Below are 17,573 nucleotides of genomic sequence, written 5' to 3'. Positions count from 1 at the left end.
AATTAGTACCAGAGGGCCGTGATTGTTGGAGCGGCGTCACCGAATCGGCGCCCGAAAGGAGGAGGCCATGCCGGAAAAACTACTTGTGCCGTCCATCGAACAGAGAATCGCCGGAATGCTGGAAGTCACACGCCGCATGAAGGACGAATCGGAGGGGAGAAAAAAAGGGAGAACCCGGCCGACGGTCACCATTTCCCGGGAGTTCGGCTGCGAAGCCTTTCCCATGGCCGAGCGCCTGAAGGAGATACTGGACCGGCAGTCGGGGGAACCATGGATAATCATGGACAAAGGGCTGCTGGAGGAGGCGGCGAAACACCTCGATGTTTCCACTGAGGTTTTCAGCTCCCTCGGCCATCGTCCCCGCTTCCTGGACGACATGATCGCCACGCTCTCGCCCCAGTGGAAAAGCGAGCGGGACTACTTCCGCATCCTCTGCGACCAGATCGTCTCGCTGGCTGACGCCGGCAACGTGATTCTCATCGGACGCGGAAGCACCGTCATCACCCAGAGCATGGCGAACTGCTTCCACTTCCGCATCTATGCCTCCCATGAGTACAAAGTCCGCTCCATCGCCCGCAGGGCGAAACTGCCGCTCCAGGAGGCGGAACACCTGGTGGAGCGGAAACAGAAAGAACGCGACCGCTTCATCCGCGACTTCCTCGACCGCGACATCAGCGACCTGAGCCTCTACCACTTGGCCTTCAACAATGACCGGAACTCCTCGGACCTCATCGCCCGGACCATTGTCGACTATCTTGCCGCCAAGAAGGGCAACTGAACCACCCGTCGAACCGGGGGCGGGCGACCGCCCCCGGCTGCCGTTTACCTTGCATGCTCGTACATGGCCCATGTATACTCGCCCCATGCTCACCTATCAGATAACGGACATCGATCATTGCCGCAGCGCCGAGAGTTTTCTGCGCAACCTCCTGCCTGCGGCCCCCTCCTCCTATATCAGGAAACTCATTTCAGCCGGGCACCTGAAGATCAGTGGCGGAACCGTCGCTCCCGACACCATCCTTGCCACCGGCAATACGGCAACCCTCAAGGAAAGCGACCGCACCCGCCAGTTCCTTGCCGCCGCCAGACCCCAACTCGACATCCTGTGGGAAGACGACTACTGCGTCATCGTCAACAAGTCTGCCGGTCTGCCGGTCCATCGCACGGCCGAGGCCGGCGAGGCAAACCTGGTCGAACTGGCCGAACACTTCATGGCTGGGCGCGGCACCCCGGTGAAACTGCGGCCGGTCAACCGCCTGGACCGCGGCACGTCCGGAGCGACGATCCTGGCGAAAAGCTCCTCCAGCGCCGGCATGCTGGGACGCTATGTCAAGGAAGACGGCCTCGGCAAGCTTTACCTGGCAGTGGCCGACGGCAACCTGCCCGACGCGGGCGCCATCGACACCCCCCTTGACGGCAAGGACGCGCACACGGCCTTCCGCACCCTTGCCCGCGATACGGCTGCCTCATTCGTCCTCGTCACCCCCACCAGCGGACGGATGCACCAGATCCGCAAGCATCTTTCCGCCAGCGGCCACCCGGTGCGGGGCGACCGCCGTTACCGGGGAACCCTGTTGACGGGGTATCCGGGCCACCTTCTCCACGCCTTTCGGGTCTCCCTCATCCATCCCGCCACCGGCCGGAAGCTGATCGTTCATGCGCCTCTTCCGCCTGCTTTCATCCTGCACCTGCCGACCATGGCACCTCTTTCGTGGCATGATCTCCTTCGTGACATTGCCTGCAGTCCCGACTGAACCGCACGCGGCCGGATACGCCCGCCCACGCACCCCTTTTTCAACCGAAACACAGCCCTCAGTGTAACCATAAAGACCTCATAGCGTTATTTCTTTGCGATTTCAATGGGTTCACCCCTCTCAGAATTACCTTTTTCTAATTGACTGTGCCCCCCAGAAATGGCATAATCTCCCCGCTTTTCTCTTGGCTTGCTCCGGGTTTGTCCCGCGATTCACGCTCTCTTCCGCCCGGAAGCGGAGCACATACTATTCGTGCCAAACGCACAAAGGAGGAACGATGAACGCTGTACGACGTATCAGGCTCATTGCCGTGTCGGCCCTGGCCCTGGCTGCAATGCTCTGCCTGGGGACACCCGACTCCCAGGCTGCTCAGGCCACCGCCAAACTGGTGCAGGACGATTGCGTCAAGTGCCACACCCAGCCCCCGGCAGATGTGGCCAGCGCCGGTGCCGGTCACAAGAAGATCACCTGCTTCGACTGCCATGCCGGCCACCGTCCCCAGTCCAAGAACAACATTCCCCAGTGCAGCCAGTGCCACAGCGGCAAAAAGCACTACGAACTGGCAAACTGTATGGGGTGCCACACGAATCCCCACACGCCGCTTAACATCGTTCTGTCGGGCAACATCACCGACCCCTGCCTGACCTGCCACTCCCAGCAGATCACGCAGCTCAAGGAATTCAAGAGCAAGCACACCAACCTCTACTGCTCCACCTGCCACAACGTCCACGGCAAAATCCCGGCCTGCACCCAGTGCCACAAGCCGCACTATGCCGAGCAGACCCAGGCAGACTGCAAGAAGTGCCACAAGGCTCACATGCCCAAGAACGTCGTCTATGGCAAGGAAGTGCCCAACAAGGATTGCGGCGCCTGTCACAAAAAAGCCGTCGACCTCCTGAGCGCCAGCACCGCCAAGCACAAGTCCCTCGCCTGCGTGTACTGCCACCAGGAGAAGCATAAGATGGTGCCGACCTGCCAGAGCTGCCACGGCACTCCGCACCCCGCGCCGATGATGGCCAAATTCGGCACCTGCGGCGACTGCCACAGCATCGCCCACGACCTGAACCGCTGGTCAGCCCCGGCAAAGGGGGAGCCCGCCAAGGCAGCTCCGGCGAAAGACAAGAAAAAGAAGTAACTCTCGCCTGAAGTAGAACGCAAAGAGGGCCTGCATCCGAACAGGGTGCAGGCCCTCTTTGCGTATGATCGTGACGGGCAGGGAGGCCGCCCCACTCCATGCGTCTCTCGTTCAGTCGGCACCTCACGGCACGGGCAACCGCATGACTACTGCGTGCAAGGGAACACAAAAAAAACGGTCTCCCAGGGGAGACCGTTTCGTCGGCTGCGTTATCAGGTGTGGTTGCTACTCAGCCTTGGTCACCACGACCTTCAGGTTGGCGGTAACCTCCGGGTGGACCTTTACCACGGCAATGAATTCACCCACATGCTTGATCGGTTCGGCAAGCACGATCTTCTTCCGGTCGATTTCGACGCCCTGGGCCTTGAGCAGTTCAGCGAGCTCCATATTCGTGACCGAACCGAAGAGCTTGCCCTCTTCCCCTGCCTGGTGCGAAATACTCAGGCTCACCCCCTCGATCTTGGCGACAAGCACCCGGGCCTGTTCGAGGACCTTGTTGCGCTTGTACTCCAGCTGACGTTTGGCGTGCTCAAGGGCTTTGGCGTTCTTTTCGGTTGCTTCGATGGCAAAATTGCGGGGTATCAGATAGTTGCGGGCATAACCGGGTGCAACCTTGACAATGTCGCCGATGTGGCCGAGATTTTCTACGTTTTCTTTCAGAATGACTTGCATGTCTTTCCTCCTAGCCTGTTTTACAGGTTTGTTGGGATTCGCGGTCTGCGGAAGTTGCCCCAGAGATCCAACAGCCCGAACAACGCCACCGCTACGACCAGATACGCCTGCACGAAGAGCAGGAAATACAGCAGATACCTCAAAAATGCCGGTACGGCATGGCGGTCGAACAGATGAATGATGATCGCCATCCCTTGAATGAAGTAGAGAAAACCGGTCAGGACCAGCACGTTCAGCGCTACGGCCGTCACCACATCGTGGCCGGCCAGCAGGGCAAACCCCGCACAAATCGGCAGCCAGACCAGATGGTCGGGGTTCCGGTATGTTCCGAAGGAGCCCCCGGGCACCGCAAAGCCCAGCCGGCGCCCGAACCGCTGCAGCAGCAGCAGGTTCAGCCCCCCGGCCAGGGTAATCCCCACGATAAAGAGCGATGGATAGAGTTGCGCAAGCGTTTTGGCGGCCCGATCCATCCCCTCGCGCAGTTCGTCGAGATCGGTGCCGCTCACGCCGCTCTTCTCATAGAGCTGGACCGCTTGGGATATGCTGGTTTGCAACGACTCGGCGACCTGCCCCTCGATGGTGACACCGCGGGTGATCCCGTAGCCGACCGCTGCGACGGTAATGACCGCCACCGTTACGGCCACGGCCGATGCGAGAGCCCGCGCGGCCCCCCCGCCCATGGCGAGGAAACGCGGCAATGCCAGGGAAAAAATGCCCGCCTGCAATACATACAGGAGGGCTCCCGCAGGGCCGGCAATCAGCATGAATATGAGCGCCGAGGCCAGCACGACAGCCATGCCGGGCCATCTGCCCCGCTTGAGATCATAGAGCAGGGCGGGAGCGGTACGGCCGCCCCCGCAAGCATGCCGATGACCGGAAGTTCCAGGTAGGCGATGAAGAGCGCCGCCGTTGCGATGCACCCTTTGACGATATCGAGCAGGGTGCCCCTGAGACTGTTCTCCATCTCCCGTGACGCTTAGGCGATGACGTGGGTCGACGCGATCGGGATCAGGGCGATGTTCCTGGCCCGCTTGATCGCCTCGGTGACCTCCCGCTGGTGGGCTGAACAGTTGCCGGAGATGCGGCGGGGAACGATCTTGCCGCGCTCGGTAATGAACGAACGGAGGACGCGGGGGTCCTTATAGTCGATCACCAGGGTCTTGTCCGCGCAGAAGCGGCATACCTTCCTGCGCTGGAACGGTCTTCTCTTCCTCGGGCCGCCGCTCCGCTGCTGAGGTCTTTCGGGCCGCTCGGTTCTTTCAGGTCTTTCGGTTCTTTCTTCGCTCATCTATGTGATCCTCCGTATGCTTATTCGGCTTCGACTGCAGGAGCGCTCTCGACGGGCGCGGCCTTCGGTGCGGGAGCGGTGGCCTCTTTTTCAAGCTTCACGCTCTGATAGCGCAGCACCTTGTCATCAAGACGCAGGCGCCGTTCCAGTTCGGCGATAAGAGGTGCGTCGCCGTCGAAACGGATGTAGTAATACCGACCCCGCGCACTCTTTTTCACCGGATAGGCAAGCTTTCTGACACCCCAGTCCTCAAGGCGGTGAAGAACCCCTTTGAAGGAGCCGATGATGTCCGTCACCTTGGCAGTGAGCCCCTTGAGCTCGTCGTCGCCGAGTTCCGGCTGGACGATCACGATTGTTTCATACATCCTGACCATTCTACTTCCTCCTCACGGTTTGGTAGCCCCGGCTTCAGCCGGAGCAAGGAGTTGCAGCCTGAGCTGCAGTGGAAAAGTAATTGTGTACTACAAAACGCCTTGAAGTTCAAGGAGAATTTCCCGCATCACCGCAATCGCGCGCCGGTCAGACGTTGAACCGGAAATGCATGACATCGCCATCCTGAACCACGTATTCCTTTCCTTCGAGCCGCATGAGCCCTTTTTCCTTGGCCCCGGACTCGCCGCCCGCCGCGATGTAGTCGGCGTAGGCAATGACTTCGGCCCGAATGAACCCTTTTTCGAAATCGGTATGGATAACGCCTGCCGCCTGGGGCGCCTTGGTGCCGACCGGGATGGTCCACGCCCTGACCTCTTTCTTGCCTGCGGTAAAATAGGTGATGAGCCCGAGCAGTTCGTAGCCCATGCGGATCAGGCGGTCGAGCCCCGACTCCGCAAGCCCCATCTCCCCGAGAAACACCCTTTTTTCATCCCCGTCCAGCTCGGCGATCTCAGCTCGATCCGGCCACAGATGGTGACTACCCGCGCCCCCTCCCGCTCGGCCAGCTCCCGCACCTTGGCCACCGCCGGGTGCGCGCCGTCAAGGTCGTCCTCGGCCACATTGGCCACGTAGAGCACCGGCTTGTCGGTCAGCAGATGGAGGTCCCGCAGCCAGGGGAGTTCTTCGTCGGCCACCTGGGCGTGGCGCGCGGGGACCCCCTGTTCCAGGGCCGCCTTGAGGCGGGCGTAGAATTCACTTTCTTCCTTGAGCCGTTTGTCGCCGCCTTTTGCCTGCTTTTCGACACGCTGTAGCTTTTTGTCGACACTGTCCAGGTCGGCAAGAGCCAGCTCGGTCTGGATGATGTCGATATCTCTCAGGGGATCGACGCTGCCGCTCACGTGCACCACGTTCTCGTCCTCAAAACAGCGCACCACGTGGACAATGGCATCCACGGAGCGGATATGGCCGAGAAACTGGTTGCCGAGACCCTCCCCCTGACTGGCACCCTTGACCAGGCCGGCGATGTCGACGAACTCGATGGTGGTCGGCAGGATGCGCTCGGGGTTGACGATCTCCGCCAACCGGTCGAGCCGCACATCCGGCACCTGCACGATGCCGACGTTGGGGTCGATGGTGCAGAAGGGGTAGTTGGCCGACTCGGCTCCCGCCGAGGTGAGGGCATTGAAGATGGTCGACTTTCCCACGTTGGGCAGTCCCACGATACCGCAGTTGAAACCCATGTGTATCCTTCCTTGGGGAGGAGGTCCGCACCCCTGGCTGTCAGGGGGCCAGAAGATCCTTGTTGTTGTACAGACTCATGGTCTTGGGGAGCCCGGCAGTCAAGAGCGACTCCAGGAGGTCGAGGGTGCCGTCGAGCAGGTGGGCAAGATCCGCCATTTCTCCCTGGCTGAAATTGGTCAGGACGTAATTAACCACATCACCATGGACCGGCCTGCCGATCCCGACTCTCACCCGGACAAAGCCTGCTCCGCCAAGCTCCTGCACAAGGGAACGAAGGCCGTTGTGCCCGCCGTGCCCACCCCCCTCCTTGACCTTGACGCGGCCGAAGGGGATGTCGAGGTCGTCATGAATCACGATGGTGTCGGTAAGCGGAAGCTTGTGAAAACGGAGCGCCTCGGCCACCGAGCGCCCGGAGAGATTCATGTAGGTCTGGGGCTTGAGCAGGAGAAGCCGCTCGCCGTGCCAGGCCGCCTCGCCGAAGACGCCGGAGAAACTCTTCCTGGCAACCGATGCGCCGATGGCGTGGGCAAGGCGGTCTAAAACCATGAAACCCGCGTTGTGGCGGGTCCATAGGTATTTCGGGCCGGGATTCCCCAGCCCGACGATCAGCTTTGTTGCCATGTGGTCGACGAGGCGTGAAGCCCTGCGGCGGGTTTACTCCGCCGCAGGAGCTTCTTCCTTTGCCTTTCCGTGAATGCTCACCACTGGTGTCTCGGGGTCGTTGAGCACCTTGACCCCTGCGGGCAGGACGAGCCCGCTCACGTGAATGGTGTGGCCAATGGCAAGATTGGTGACGTCGACGTTGATGGCCTCGGGAATCGCAGCGGGAAGGCACTCAACATCAAGGGAGTAGGTCACCACTTCGAGCATGCCGCCCTCCTTGACGCCGGCGCAGGTTCCGACCGCGACTACGGGCACATGCACCTTCACCTTTTCGTCAAGCGAAACGCGGAGGAAGTCCACGTGCAGGAAATCGCCCCGCAAAGGATTGCGCTGCATGTCGGCAACGATGACGGTGCTTCCGCTGAGGCTGCCTCCTCCCGCCAGGGTAATAAGGCTGTTGACGCCTCCCTCACCGGCGATGGCTGCAGCGAGGTCCTTGGCCGCGACCTTGACGGAAACCGGATCGATACCCTTGCCGTAAACCACGCCGGGCACGACGCCTTGGGCCCTGAGCTTGCGGGCGACGCCCTTGCCGCTCCCCTCCCTCAGTTCTATGCTCATCGTTTTCTGTTCCATACATCCTCCAGTATCAGTCGTTACGTTACGATCGCCAGATTACACAAACAGCGAACTTACGGATTCATCCTCATGGATCCGCCGGATTGCCTCGGCCAGGAGATTGGCCACGGACAGCACCTTTACCTTGCTGGTCTGCTGCTCCTTGTCGCCGAGGGGAATCGTGTCGGTTATCACTACCGCTTCGATGTCGGAATTATTGATCCTCTCTATGGCCGGGCCGGAGAGAACACCGTGGGTGGCGCAGGCATAAATGGTCTTGGCGCCGTGCTCCTTGAGCGCGCGGGCAGCTGGGTAAGCGTTCCCGCCGTGTCGATCATGTCGTCGAGAATAATGGCCGTCTTATCCGCCACATCGCCGATGAGATGCATCACTTCGGCCACGTTGGGCCCGGTCCGGCGCTTGTCGATGACCGCCAACGTGCAGCCGAGACGCTTGGCAAAGGCCCGTGCCCGCTCGGTTCCGCCGGCATCGGGGGAAACCATCACGATGGAGTTCTCGGGAAAGCGCTGCTTGAGGTGCTCGAGGATGACCGGAGCGGCATAGAGGTTGTCTACGGGGATATTGAAGAATCCCTGGATCTGCCCCGCGTGGAGATCAACGGTTACCACCCGGTCCGCGCCGGCGGTGGTGATCAGGTCGGCCACCAGCTTCGAGGTGATGGGGGTGCGGGGAGCGACCTTGCGATCCTGCCGGGCATAGCCGTAATAGGGGACCACCGCCGTGATGGTGGCCGCAGAAGCACGCTTCAGAGCATCCATCATGATGAGGAGCTCCATGAGATTGTTATTGGTGGGGGCGCAGGTGGACTGCACCACATAGGTATCACGTCCACGGACATTTTCGCCGATTTCCACCATGACCTCGCCGTCAGAAAAGGTCTTGACGTTGGCCTTGCCGAGGGGAAGACCCAGGTTGGCGCAGATGCTTTCCGCCAGGCCCCGGTTGGAATTGCCGCTGAACACCCTGATTTTCTGATTCATGACCGTTGCCTTGCCACAAAAAATAATTTCCACCGGACGCCGGATGGAAATGAGTGGGTAACGTGGCTGGGGTGCAAGGATTCGAACCTTGGAATGCCGGAATCAAAATCCGGTGCCTTACCGCTTGGCGACACCCCACTGTGTCGTATGCGCCGTGCCTGTCGGGCTTGCACGTACCCGGCACGGCTCCGCTCAGATTGTCCTGACCGCTTCGGCGAACCATCCCCGCGCGCGCATCGCCTCGGCCGTGCGGACGGCTGCGCCCTCATCATCGAAGAGGGCGAAAACCGTTGGCCCGCTCCCCGACATGAGCGAGCCGAGCGCCCCGGCAACGAGGAGTTCCCGTTTGATCTCGCCGATAACCGGGTAGCGGGGGATAGTGACCGACTCAAGGTCATTGGAGAGGATCGCGCAGACATCCGCGACATTCTCAAAGAAGCGAGGAATTGTAACCCTGGCGGCTTCCCCTGTCAATTGCAAATTTTGGTAGACCCATGCCGTCGAGACGGGAACATTGGGATTGACCACCACGATCCAGGCGGCAGGCACCTGGTCGATGGCGGTCAACTCTTCGCCGATCCCTTCGGCAAGCGCTGTCCGGCCGAAGATGAAAAACGGCACGTCCGCGCCGAGCGCGACGCCGATCTCCCGTAGGCGGCTCTCGGGCAGATCCAGTCCCAGCAGCTCGTTCACCCCCATGAGCACCGTCGCCGCGTCACTGCTTCCGCCACCGAGACCGGCCGCCACCGGGATCCTTTTGGTTATGGCAATATCAATACCTGGCTTGTCGGCGGACAGGGCGAGCAGGGCGTCAGCGGCACGCCAGGCAATGTTGCCGGGGCCGTCGGGCACCCCGTTCCGTCCGCAGACAACGCGGATACCGGGTTTGTCCGAAAGGCAAATCTCTATAACGTCACAGAGATCTATCCGCTGCATGATCATCCGCAGGTCATGGTAGCCGTCGGGGCGCCGCCTCAGAACATCGAGGCGGTAATTGACCTTGGCCGGGGCCTTGAGCGTCAGTTTCTTCATGTCGTCTCCGCCTGTGGGGAAATGAAAAGTTTTTTGTAAGACAAACGTACGGTCAACACAAGGAGAAACCGCCTCAGTCACCCGTGCCTTCCGAGAGGGTCACGAACCGCACCCCCCTGGCCCGCAGCAGGGGGAGCGCAGCCTCAACGCCGGCGGCGGTTCCGCCCTCCGGATGGTTCATATGGAGAATGACCACATCGCCGGGAGCGACTGCCAGCAATGCCTGCCGGACCTGCTCGGAAGAGAAGGTTGCCCCGGCATCCCCTAGAATCGAAAAGCCAGCCACTCGGTGCCCCAGAACACCGGCGACCTCCACGGCAACCTCGTCATAGTAGGCGGTCCCGGAACGGAAGAACCCGGGTCTCCGACCGGTCACATCCTGGATGCGCCGGGCATTGAGCTCAATTTCGTCAACCAGTTCGGCGATGCCGGCCGTGCCGGCGATGCCGTAGGCCGACCGTCCCACTACCGAGGCGGGGCGATGCCGGTCGCCATGATTGGCGATCTCGAACAGGGGGTTCGCGGCCAGTCGCCTGAACTCGCCGGGATTCGCCTCGATCCAGCGGCCGCTGACGAACAGGGTTGCCGGGATTCCCTCCCGTTCCAGCAAGGCGATGAGGCGGTTGTCGATCCCTTTGCCCCGGGCGGTTCCGCAGGCGTCCAGGGTAAGGGCGACCTCCCTCTTGCCAGGCCGAAGATGCGTAATGACACCAGTAACCGCCTCCCCCCACTGGGTCGGCATCCGTCCGGCAAAGCGTTGAACCACACGCTGCCGCAGGGCGGCATACCCCTCACCGCCCCCCTCTCCGGCGCCGCCTGCCACCACCGGCCGACTCACGGAAAGCAGAACAACGACTGCCGCAAAGATCCCTGCCGCCCTGCATATCCGTCGTGCGGCCACGCTCATCACCTCGCCGAATCAGATACCGACCATAGTAACGCCTTACACAGTTCCCGGAAACAAAAAAAGCGGGCTTCAGGAACGAAGCCCGCCGACACGCCATAATCGGTGGCAATGCTATTTCTTTGTGATGACAAGCTCTTCTCCTGACACGGAAAGGTCGACCCTGACCGTATCCCCCTCCTGGAATTTTCCCTCCAGGAGTGCCAGGGCCAGCGGGTCCTGAATCTTCCGCTGGATCGTCCGCTTGAGGGGCCGGGCGCCGTAAGCCGGGTCATATCCCTCGCGGCTCAGGTATTCCCGGGCCTTGTCGCTCATTTCAAGGGAGATGTGCCGGTCAGCGAGCCGCCGCTTCAGGTATTCCAGTTGGATAGTGACGATCTTCTTGATCTGCTCAAGGGGAAGCGCGTGGTAGATCACGACCTCGTCGATCCGGTTGAGGAATTCGGGCTTGAATCCCTCCTTGAGCGTCTCGGTGACCATGGCCTTCATGCGCGCGTAGTCACTGGAACCGTACTGCTGAATCCATTGGGAACCAAGGTTGCTCGTCATGATGATGACCGTGTTGCGGAAGTCGACCGTGCGCCCCTGTCCGTCGGTGAGCCGCCCGTCGTCCAGTACCTGAAGGAGCACGTTGAAAACCTCCGGATGTGCCTTCTCGATCTCGTCGAAGAGGACGATGGAATAGGGTCGCCGTCTGACCGCCTCGGTAAGCTGCCCCCCCTCTTCGTATCCCACGTAGCCCGGCGGGGCGCCGATGAGCCGGGCAACGGTGTGCTTTTCCTGGTATTCGCTCATGTCGATGCGAACGATGGCCTGGTCGTCGTTGAACAGGAACTCCGCCAGGGCCTTGGCGGTTTCGGTCTTGCCGACGCCGGTGGGCCCCAGAAACAGGAACGAGCCGATGGGCCGGTTGGGGTCCGAGAGACCGGACCGGGCCCGGCGAATGGCGTTTGCCACCAGCACGAGTGCCTCATCCTGGCCGACGACTCGGGTTTTCAGCCGGTCCTCCATGTGCACCAGCTTGTCCGCCTCGCCTTCCATCATGCGGGAAACCGGAATGCCGGTCCACCGGGCGACAATCTCGGCCACCAGCTCGCCATCCACCTCTTCCGGCAGCATCTTTCCTTCCTTGCGGATATCCTCCAACTCCGCACTTCTGTCGTCGATCTCCCTCTCGATGGCCGGGATCTCGCCGTAGCGGATCTCGGCGTCCGGGCCAAGTTGCCTTCACGCTCGGCTTTCTTCGCCTCGTCCCTTTTCTCTTCGAGGCGCTGCCTGAGCGAGCTTACCCGGCCGATGATGTCCTTTTCCCGCTGCCAGTGTCCCTTGAGCTCGGCCGACTTGGCCTTGAGCTCCTCCAGTTCGTCGGCGAGTTTTTTCAGCCGCTCCTGGGCGTGGGGATCCTGGCTCTCCCGCAGCAGGGCCTGTTTTTCGATCTCCAGCTGAATGATTCTCCGCTCCACCTCATCGATTTCCGTGGGCATGGAATCGATTTCTATCCTCAAGCGCGAGGCAGCCTCATCGATAAGGTCGATTGCCTTGTCGGGGAGAAAGCGGTCGGTGATGTAGCGGTCCGACAGGGTAGCGGCCGCGACGATGGCGCTGTCCTTGATCCGGATGCCGTGATAGTTCTCGTACTTTTCCTTGAGCCCTCGCAGGATCGCGATAGTGTCCTCCACCGACGGTTCGCCGGTATAGACCTGCTGGAACCGCCGCTCAAGGGCCGCATCCTTCTCGATGTACTTGCGATATTCATTGAGCGTCGTGGCGCCGATGCAGTGGAGCTCTCCCCGGGCAAGCGCCGGCTTGAGCATGTTGGACGCATCCATTGCCCCCTCGGCTGCACCGGCCCCGACCAGGGTGTGAAGCTCGTCGATAAACAGGATGACCCTGCCCTCGGACTTGGCAACCTCCTTGATGACCGCCTTGAGGCGCTCCTCGAATTCGCCGCGATACTTGGCACCGGCAATGAGCGCCCCCATGTCGAGGGCAACGAGCCGTTTATCCTTGAGGGTCTCGGGCACATCACCGGAGACGATCCGCTGGGCAAGCCCCTCCACGATGGCGGTCTTGCCCACCCCGGGCTCGCCGATCAGGACCGGATTGTTCTTTGTCCTCCGCGACAACACCTGGAGCACCCGCCGGATCTCGTCGTCGCGGCCGATAACCGGATCCAGCTTTCCCTGACGGGCCAGGTCGGTCAGATCGCGGGCATACTTGGTCAAGGCCTGATAGGTATCCTCGGGATTCTGGTCGGTAACCCGCTCGCCGCCGCGAATCTCCACCAGGGCCGCCAGAACGTTATCCCGACTGACTCCGGCATCAAGGAGCGCCCGGGCAGCCGCGCACTGCCGCTCGGCAAAGAAGCCGAGGAGAAGATGCTCGGTGGAAACGAATTCATCCTTCATGGCATCGGCTTCACGCTGGGCCGCATCGAGTATCCGGTTGAGAGCAGGCGAAAGATAGGCCTGGGCCGTGGCCCCGCTCACCTGGGGAAGCTTTTTCACCAGCGCATCCACCGTGCTCCGCAGCGCGGCCGGCGCCCCTCCCACTTTCTGGATGATCGGGGCAATGAGCCCCCCTTCCTGCTCAAGGAGCGAGACCAGAAGGTGCTCCGGCTCGATGGAGCCGTTACCCTGGCGTGCGGCCAGTTGCTGGGCTCCGGCCAGGGCCTCCTGGGTCTTTATGGTCATTTTCTCGGGTCTGATCATTGGGCGCTCTCCTTTCCTGCTTCAGGAAAAACATAGGCACGCACCGGGAGGATGTCAAGGAAGGGAAGGAAGGGTTTTCAGGGGAGAAAGCCGAGAGACCGCTCGTATCCCGTACGGTTAGTCCTGCGAAGGAATTGCGGGGGATCGTGGCCATCGCCAAGGCGCGGCGACGCGGGCAGAGCCAAGCCCTGTCAAGAGGCCGCCCTGCCGGCAGTGACTACAAGGGCGGCAGCTTCGAGCAGGAACCCGCCACATGGAACGCTAGAGGGAAGAAATGAGATCGAACTCCAACTGCTTCCAGTTCTCCCGCTTGATCTTGGGGCCGGGATAGTAGCGGGGGCAGGAGGAGATGACGACCGCGGCGGCCTGCTTGCACGGGCGGCGACAGGAAAGACAGAGCTTGTTGGCTTCGGGCTTCCGTTTCATGGTGACCTTTGCTGGGGTGTCCGGAGCAATCTCCTCATTCGCCATGGCAACATGAATGTTATGAAAAGGCGGAAGGCGCGTTACCGCCGCCCTCCGCCTTCCCTGGCACAATCAGGAAATCTTGCGGATCCAGCCGAAGGTGTCGGGGATTCGACCCGTCTGGATGCCGGTGAGAGCATCATAGAGTTCCCGGGTGATCGGCCCGACGCCACCGTCGCCCACAGTCACGCTCTCGTCCTTGTACGCCAGGATGCCGACGGGGCTGACGACAGCGGCAGTGCCGCTGCCAAAGGCCTCGGTCACCTTGCCGGCTCGGATATCGGCCATGAGATCGTTCACGTCGATCAACCGCTCTTCGATGGTGTAACCGCGGCTCGCGGCCAGCTTCAGAACCGAATCGCGGGTTATGCCGTTCAGAATGGTGCCCGTGAGAGGAGAGGTGACTATGGTCTTGCCGTAGGCAAACAGCATGTTCATGGCCCCCACCTCTTCGATATAGCGGCGGTGGACGCCGTCGAGCCAGAGGACTTGGTCGAATCCCTTCTTCTTCGCTTCGAGGCCGGCCTTGAGCGACGATGCGTAGTTGCCGCCGGTCTTGGCTTCACCGGTGCCGCCGGGCACGGCGCGCACATACGTGTCTTCCACCATGATCTTTACCGGGTTGAATCCCGCAGCATAGTAAGCTCCCACCGGCGACAGAATCACATAGAAGTAGTAATGGTCGGAAGGCTTTACGCCAAGTACCGGCTCCACGGCTATCATGGTGGGGCGGATATACAGGGAGGTTCCCTCAGACGCCGGAATCCAGTCACGCTCGAGTGCCACCAGTTGCTCGATGCCGCCGACGAAGAGATCTTCCGGCACCTCGGGCATGCAGAGCCTTTCCGCAGAATGGTTGAAGCGCCGGGCATTCATTTCGGGGCGGAAAAGCGCAATGGAACCATCGGACCACTTATAGGCCTTGAGTCCCTCGAAAATTTCCTGGGCATAGTGAAATACCGCACAGGCAGGATCCAGCGAAAACGGAGCATAGGGCTCAATGCGCGCATCGACCCAGCCCTGCCCGACCTTCCATTCGGCAACAAGCATCCGGTCGGTAAATAGACGACCAAAGCCAAGAGCTGTTTCGTCGGTGGCCTTTTGCTTCTTCTGCTCAGCGGGAAGTGGTGCAACTCTGATTTCCATCCTCAGGACCTCCGTTAGCCGGCGCCAAGCGTCGGCTCAGTTTATATAAATCGGTTTATCACAGCATCCCAGGCGCGGCAAGATGTTTTGCGCTGTCAGCCATGAGGCTGATCGCTCACGGCATTTCCACCGGAGGCATCCAGCACCCCATCGTTCACCAACGGGAATATCACGCATAGAAAGAGAAATGGGTCGCTACCAGCTTGATTTTTGGCACCCTCCTTGTTACATTATTAGCACTCGGGCACACTGAGTGCTAAAATAATCACCCTGGGAGGCGCGTTACATGTCAATGAGCTTGCCTGTTGTTGCGGACAGCCTGACCGTCTACCTGAGAGAACTCAGAAAATTTCCCGTCCTCACTCCCGATGAGGAATACCGGTTTGCGGTTAAATTTTACGAGGAGAAAGATCTGGAGGCAGCCCATACCCTCATCACCTCGAATCTTCGGTTCGTTGTCAAGGTTGCCTTCGAGTATCGCTCCTATGGTTTGAAAATGCTCGACCTCATTCAGGAAGGCAACATCGGCCTGATGATGGCAGTGCGCAAATTCAATCCATACAAAGGGATACGTCTCATCTCCTATGCGGTCTGGTGGATTCGCGCATATATTCAGAACCACATCATTTCGGCATGGAGCCTTCTGAAGATAGGCACGACCCAGGCACAAAAAAAACTGTTCTTCAAATTGAATCAAGCCAAAAACGCGATCAAGGGACTCACGGGTACGGACGACATCGAAGCAACGGCTGCCTCGCTCCACGTAAAAGAATCCGAGATTCTAGAAATGGACCAGAGGATGCGCGGCGACTTTTACCTCGACGCAGAAATCAAGGACGGCGACGGGCTCACCATCCTCGAAACACTGGCCGACGAGCGGCAGAACCAGGAGGACTCCCTGGCTGAGCTTCAGGAGTCCGAACTGCTCAAGCAGCATATTGCCGGAGCTCTCGACAAGCTCAACGAGAAGGAGCGCTTTATCATCGAGCAGCGAGTGACAGCGGATTCTCCGCTCACCCTTCAAGATATCGCTGATCGCTTCTCGATCTCCCGCGAGCGGGTTCGCCAAATCGAAGAGGCCGCTCTCCGCAAGATAAAGTCATACCTTGTCCCCATTATGGCAGAGACGCGACCGGCCTGACCGCTTCGTCAGCACTCAAGGCCCCACCTCTGAACGGGTGGGGCTTTTTTTACATCACATTCAAGGTGACCGTATGCTCACAAGTACCCAACAGGAGCGATATGCTCGGCATCTCATTCTGGAAGGAGTCGGCCCGGAGGGACAAGAAAAACTCCTTAACGGTAAGGTGCTCATCATTGGCGCAGGCGGCCTCGGCTCACCGGCGGCCTATTACCTGGCAGCCGCCGGCGTCGGAACCATCGGAATCGCCGATTCGGACCGGGTTGAACTCTCCAATCTCCAGCGCCAGATCCTTCACTCTACTGCCGGTATAGACCGCCTCAAAGTCGAATCAGCCCGTGACGCCGTGCATGAACTGAACCCAGACGTCCAGGTCCGCACGTACCCGGTAAGAGTAGACGAGGCAACTCTCCGGACCATCCTTGCAGACTATGACTTTGTCATCGATGCCACCGACAACTTTGCCTCAAAGTTCCTGATCAACGATGCATGCGTCCATGCGGGCACTCCCTTCTCGCACGGCGGGATCCTGCGCTACACGGGGCAGACCATGACGGTTCATCCCCACAGATCGCCATGCTATCGATGCCTCTTCGAGGAAGAGCCCCCGCCAGAGATAGCGACCAGTTGTTCCCGCGCCGGAGTTTTGGGGGTATTACCAGGGGTGATTGGCTCGTTGCAGGCGACAGAGGCATTGAAGCACCTGCTGGGAGTCGGAGAATTGCTGACGGGGCGTTTGCTCACGTATGACAGCCTGTCGCTGCGATTTCGTGAGATCGGTGTTGGCCGGCGTGCCGGCTGTGGAGCATGCGGGGAGTAGGGGGAGGGGGTTGTGCGGTGGCGGTGTTTGGGCAGAAGGGGTGGGGATCGGATGACCGAACGAAAGAACCCCCCTGATCCGTAGAGGACCAGGGGGGTTGGAAAAAATCCCGGCGGCGACCTACTTTCCCACACAGCTACCCGTGCAGTATCATCGGCCCAGAGGGGCTTAACTTCCGTGTTCGAGATGGGAACGGGTGTGACCCCCTCGGCATAGCCACCGAGAAACGGTATAAATGTATCTAAGTCAATTGCATTGATCGAGATTGAGTAGGGGTAGATAGTGGGGGTGGGGTTACCACCCCCGTATGAATAAAGCTCGGAAATAAATTATGGTCAAGCCTCACGGCCGATTAGTACCGGTCAGCTGAACGCATTGCTGCGCTTACACACCCGGCCTATCAACGTTGTGGTCTACAACGGGCCTTCAGGGGACTTGCGTCCCGGGGATACCTAATCTTGAAGGAGGCTTCCCGCTTAGATGCTTTCAGCGGTTATCCTTTCCGTACATAGCTACCCAGCGAATGCTCCTGGCGGAACAACTGGAACACTAGAGGTACGTCCATCCCGGTCCTCTCGTACTAAGGACAGCTCTTCTCAAGTATCCTGCGCCCACGGCAGATAGGGACCAAACTGTCTCACGACGTTTTAAACCCAGCTCGCGTACCGC

Annotated in this window: 14 protein-coding genes, 1 tRNA gene, 2 rRNA genes and 4 pseudogenes (1 of these 21 only partly in view); 5 read left to right on the top strand and 16 right to left on the bottom strand. The window is 60.3% G+C overall.

The window, feature by feature from the left end; translation table 11 throughout:
* The first annotated feature begins 67 nt into the window (after positions 1-67).
* The 3 genes from A2G06_03510 to A2G06_03500 all read left to right on the top strand — a co-directional run bounded on the left by A2G06_03510 (position 68) and on the right by A2G06_03500 (position 2,889).
* Positions 68-778 carry a cytidylate kinase gene (locus A2G06_03510; GenBank protein ID ANA39587.1) on the top strand — a complete coding sequence of 237 codons (711 nt, stop codon included), beginning with the start codon at positions 68-70 and terminating at the stop codon, positions 776-778.
* An 85-nt stretch (positions 779-863) separates the two neighbouring features.
* Positions 864-1,754 (top strand): RNA pseudouridine synthase, encoded by an 891-nt coding sequence (locus tag A2G06_03505; protein ANA39586.1) that lies wholly within the window; start codon positions 864-866, stop codon positions 1,752-1,754.
* Between the two features lie 277 nt (positions 1,755-2,031).
* Entirely contained in the window at positions 2,032-2,889 is an 858-nt protein-coding gene (locus A2G06_03500) for a cytochrome C (GenBank protein ANA39585.1), read from the top strand.
* Positions 2,890-3,114: 225 nt separating this feature from the next.
* Here A2G06_03500 and A2G06_03495 read toward each other — a convergent pair whose 3' ends face one another.
* The 14 genes and pseudogenes from A2G06_03495 to A2G06_03430 all read right to left on the bottom strand — a co-directional run bounded on the left by A2G06_03495 (position 3,115) and on the right by A2G06_03430 (position 14,943).
* Complete coding sequence (locus A2G06_03495) at positions 3,115-3,561, bottom strand: 50S ribosomal protein L9 (GenBank protein ANA39584.1); 447 nt, start codon at positions 3,559-3,561, stop codon at positions 3,115-3,117.
* Between the two features lie 20 nt (positions 3,562-3,581).
* Positions 3,582-4,525: pseudogene (locus A2G06_03490) on the bottom strand (hypothetical protein).
* A 12-nt stretch (positions 4,526-4,537) separates the two neighbouring features.
* Positions 4,538-4,849: a 30S ribosomal protein S18 gene (locus A2G06_03485; GenBank protein ANA39583.1), complete on the bottom strand. Its 312-nt coding sequence runs from the start codon at positions 4,847-4,849 to the stop codon at positions 4,538-4,540.
* 20 nt (positions 4,850-4,869) lie between these two features.
* The gene (locus tag A2G06_03480; GenBank protein ID ANA39582.1) at positions 4,870-5,223 is read right to left on the bottom strand and encodes a 30S ribosomal protein S6; all 354 of its coding nucleotides are present in this window, start codon (positions 5,221-5,223) and stop codon (positions 4,870-4,872) included.
* A gap of 145 nt (positions 5,224-5,368) precedes the next feature.
* Positions 5,369-6,462 (bottom strand): annotated as a pseudogene (locus A2G06_03475) (GTP-binding protein YchF).
* A 40-nt stretch (positions 6,463-6,502) separates the two neighbouring features.
* The gene (locus A2G06_03470; protein ID ANA39581.1) at positions 6,503-7,084 is read right to left on the bottom strand and encodes a peptidyl-tRNA hydrolase; all 582 of its coding nucleotides are present in this window, start codon (positions 7,082-7,084) and stop codon (positions 6,503-6,505) included.
* A gap of 33 nt (positions 7,085-7,117) precedes the next feature.
* Positions 7,118-7,702, bottom strand: a complete 585-nt coding sequence (locus A2G06_03465; GenBank protein ID ANA39580.1) for a 50S ribosomal protein L25/general stress protein Ctc — start codon at positions 7,700-7,702, stop codon at positions 7,118-7,120.
* Between the two features lie 39 nt (positions 7,703-7,741).
* A pseudogene (locus A2G06_03460) lies at positions 7,742-8,685 on the bottom strand (phosphoribosylpyrophosphate synthetase).
* A 63-nt stretch (positions 8,686-8,748) separates the two neighbouring features.
* Positions 8,749-8,823 (bottom strand) — tRNA-Gln (locus A2G06_03455).
* Between the two features lie 54 nt (positions 8,824-8,877).
* Entirely contained in the window at positions 8,878-9,717 is an 840-nt protein-coding gene (locus tag A2G06_03450) for a 4-diphosphocytidyl-2C-methyl-D-erythritol kinase (protein ID ANA39579.1), read from the bottom strand.
* Positions 9,718-9,790: 73 nt separating this feature from the next.
* Positions 9,791-10,618, bottom strand: a complete 828-nt coding sequence (locus A2G06_03445; protein ANA41584.1) for a polysaccharide deacetylase — start codon at positions 10,616-10,618, stop codon at positions 9,791-9,793.
* A gap of 117 nt (positions 10,619-10,735) precedes the next feature.
* Positions 10,736-13,332 (bottom strand): annotated as a pseudogene (locus tag A2G06_03440) (ATP-dependent chaperone ClpB).
* A 261-nt stretch (positions 13,333-13,593) separates the two neighbouring features.
* Positions 13,594-13,758: a hypothetical protein gene (locus tag A2G06_03435; protein ANA39578.1), complete on the bottom strand. Its 165-nt coding sequence runs from the start codon at positions 13,756-13,758 to the stop codon at positions 13,594-13,596.
* Positions 13,759-13,869: 111 nt separating this feature from the next.
* A complete protein-coding gene (locus A2G06_03430) occupies positions 13,870-14,943 on the bottom strand; it encodes a branched chain amino acid aminotransferase (GenBank protein ID ANA39577.1) in 1,074 nt (357 codons plus the stop codon).
* A gap of 286 nt (positions 14,944-15,229) precedes the next feature.
* Here A2G06_03430 and A2G06_03425 point away from each other — a divergent pair, with 286 nt between their 5' ends.
* Complete coding sequence (locus A2G06_03425) at positions 15,230-16,084, top strand: RNA polymerase subunit sigma-70 (protein ANA39576.1); 855 nt, start codon at positions 15,230-15,232, stop codon at positions 16,082-16,084.
* Positions 16,085-16,157: 73 nt separating this feature from the next.
* Positions 16,158-16,904 carry an adenylyltransferase gene (locus A2G06_03420; GenBank protein ANA39575.1) on the top strand — a complete coding sequence of 249 codons (747 nt, stop codon included), beginning with the start codon at positions 16,158-16,160 and terminating at the stop codon, positions 16,902-16,904.
* Between the two features lie 107 nt (positions 16,905-17,011).
* On the opposite strand, the gene rrf is transcribed toward A2G06_03420, so the two are convergent.
* Together rrf and A2G06_03410 are read right to left on the bottom strand one after the other, a co-directional pair.
* Positions 17,012-17,128 (bottom strand): 5S ribosomal RNA (gene rrf / locus A2G06_03415).
* A 106-nt stretch (positions 17,129-17,234) separates the two neighbouring features.
* Positions 17,235-17,573, bottom strand: a 23S ribosomal RNA gene (locus A2G06_03410) (it continues 2,621 nt past the right edge of the window).

The sequence above is a fragment of the Geobacter anodireducens genome, assembly GCA_001628815.1.
Classification (GTDB): domain Bacteria; phylum Desulfobacterota; class Desulfuromonadia; order Geobacterales; family Geobacteraceae; genus Geobacter; species Geobacter anodireducens.
The sequence above is the reverse complement of the archived record's forward strand: the minus strand, read 5'-3'. Positions and strand labels throughout refer to the sequence as shown.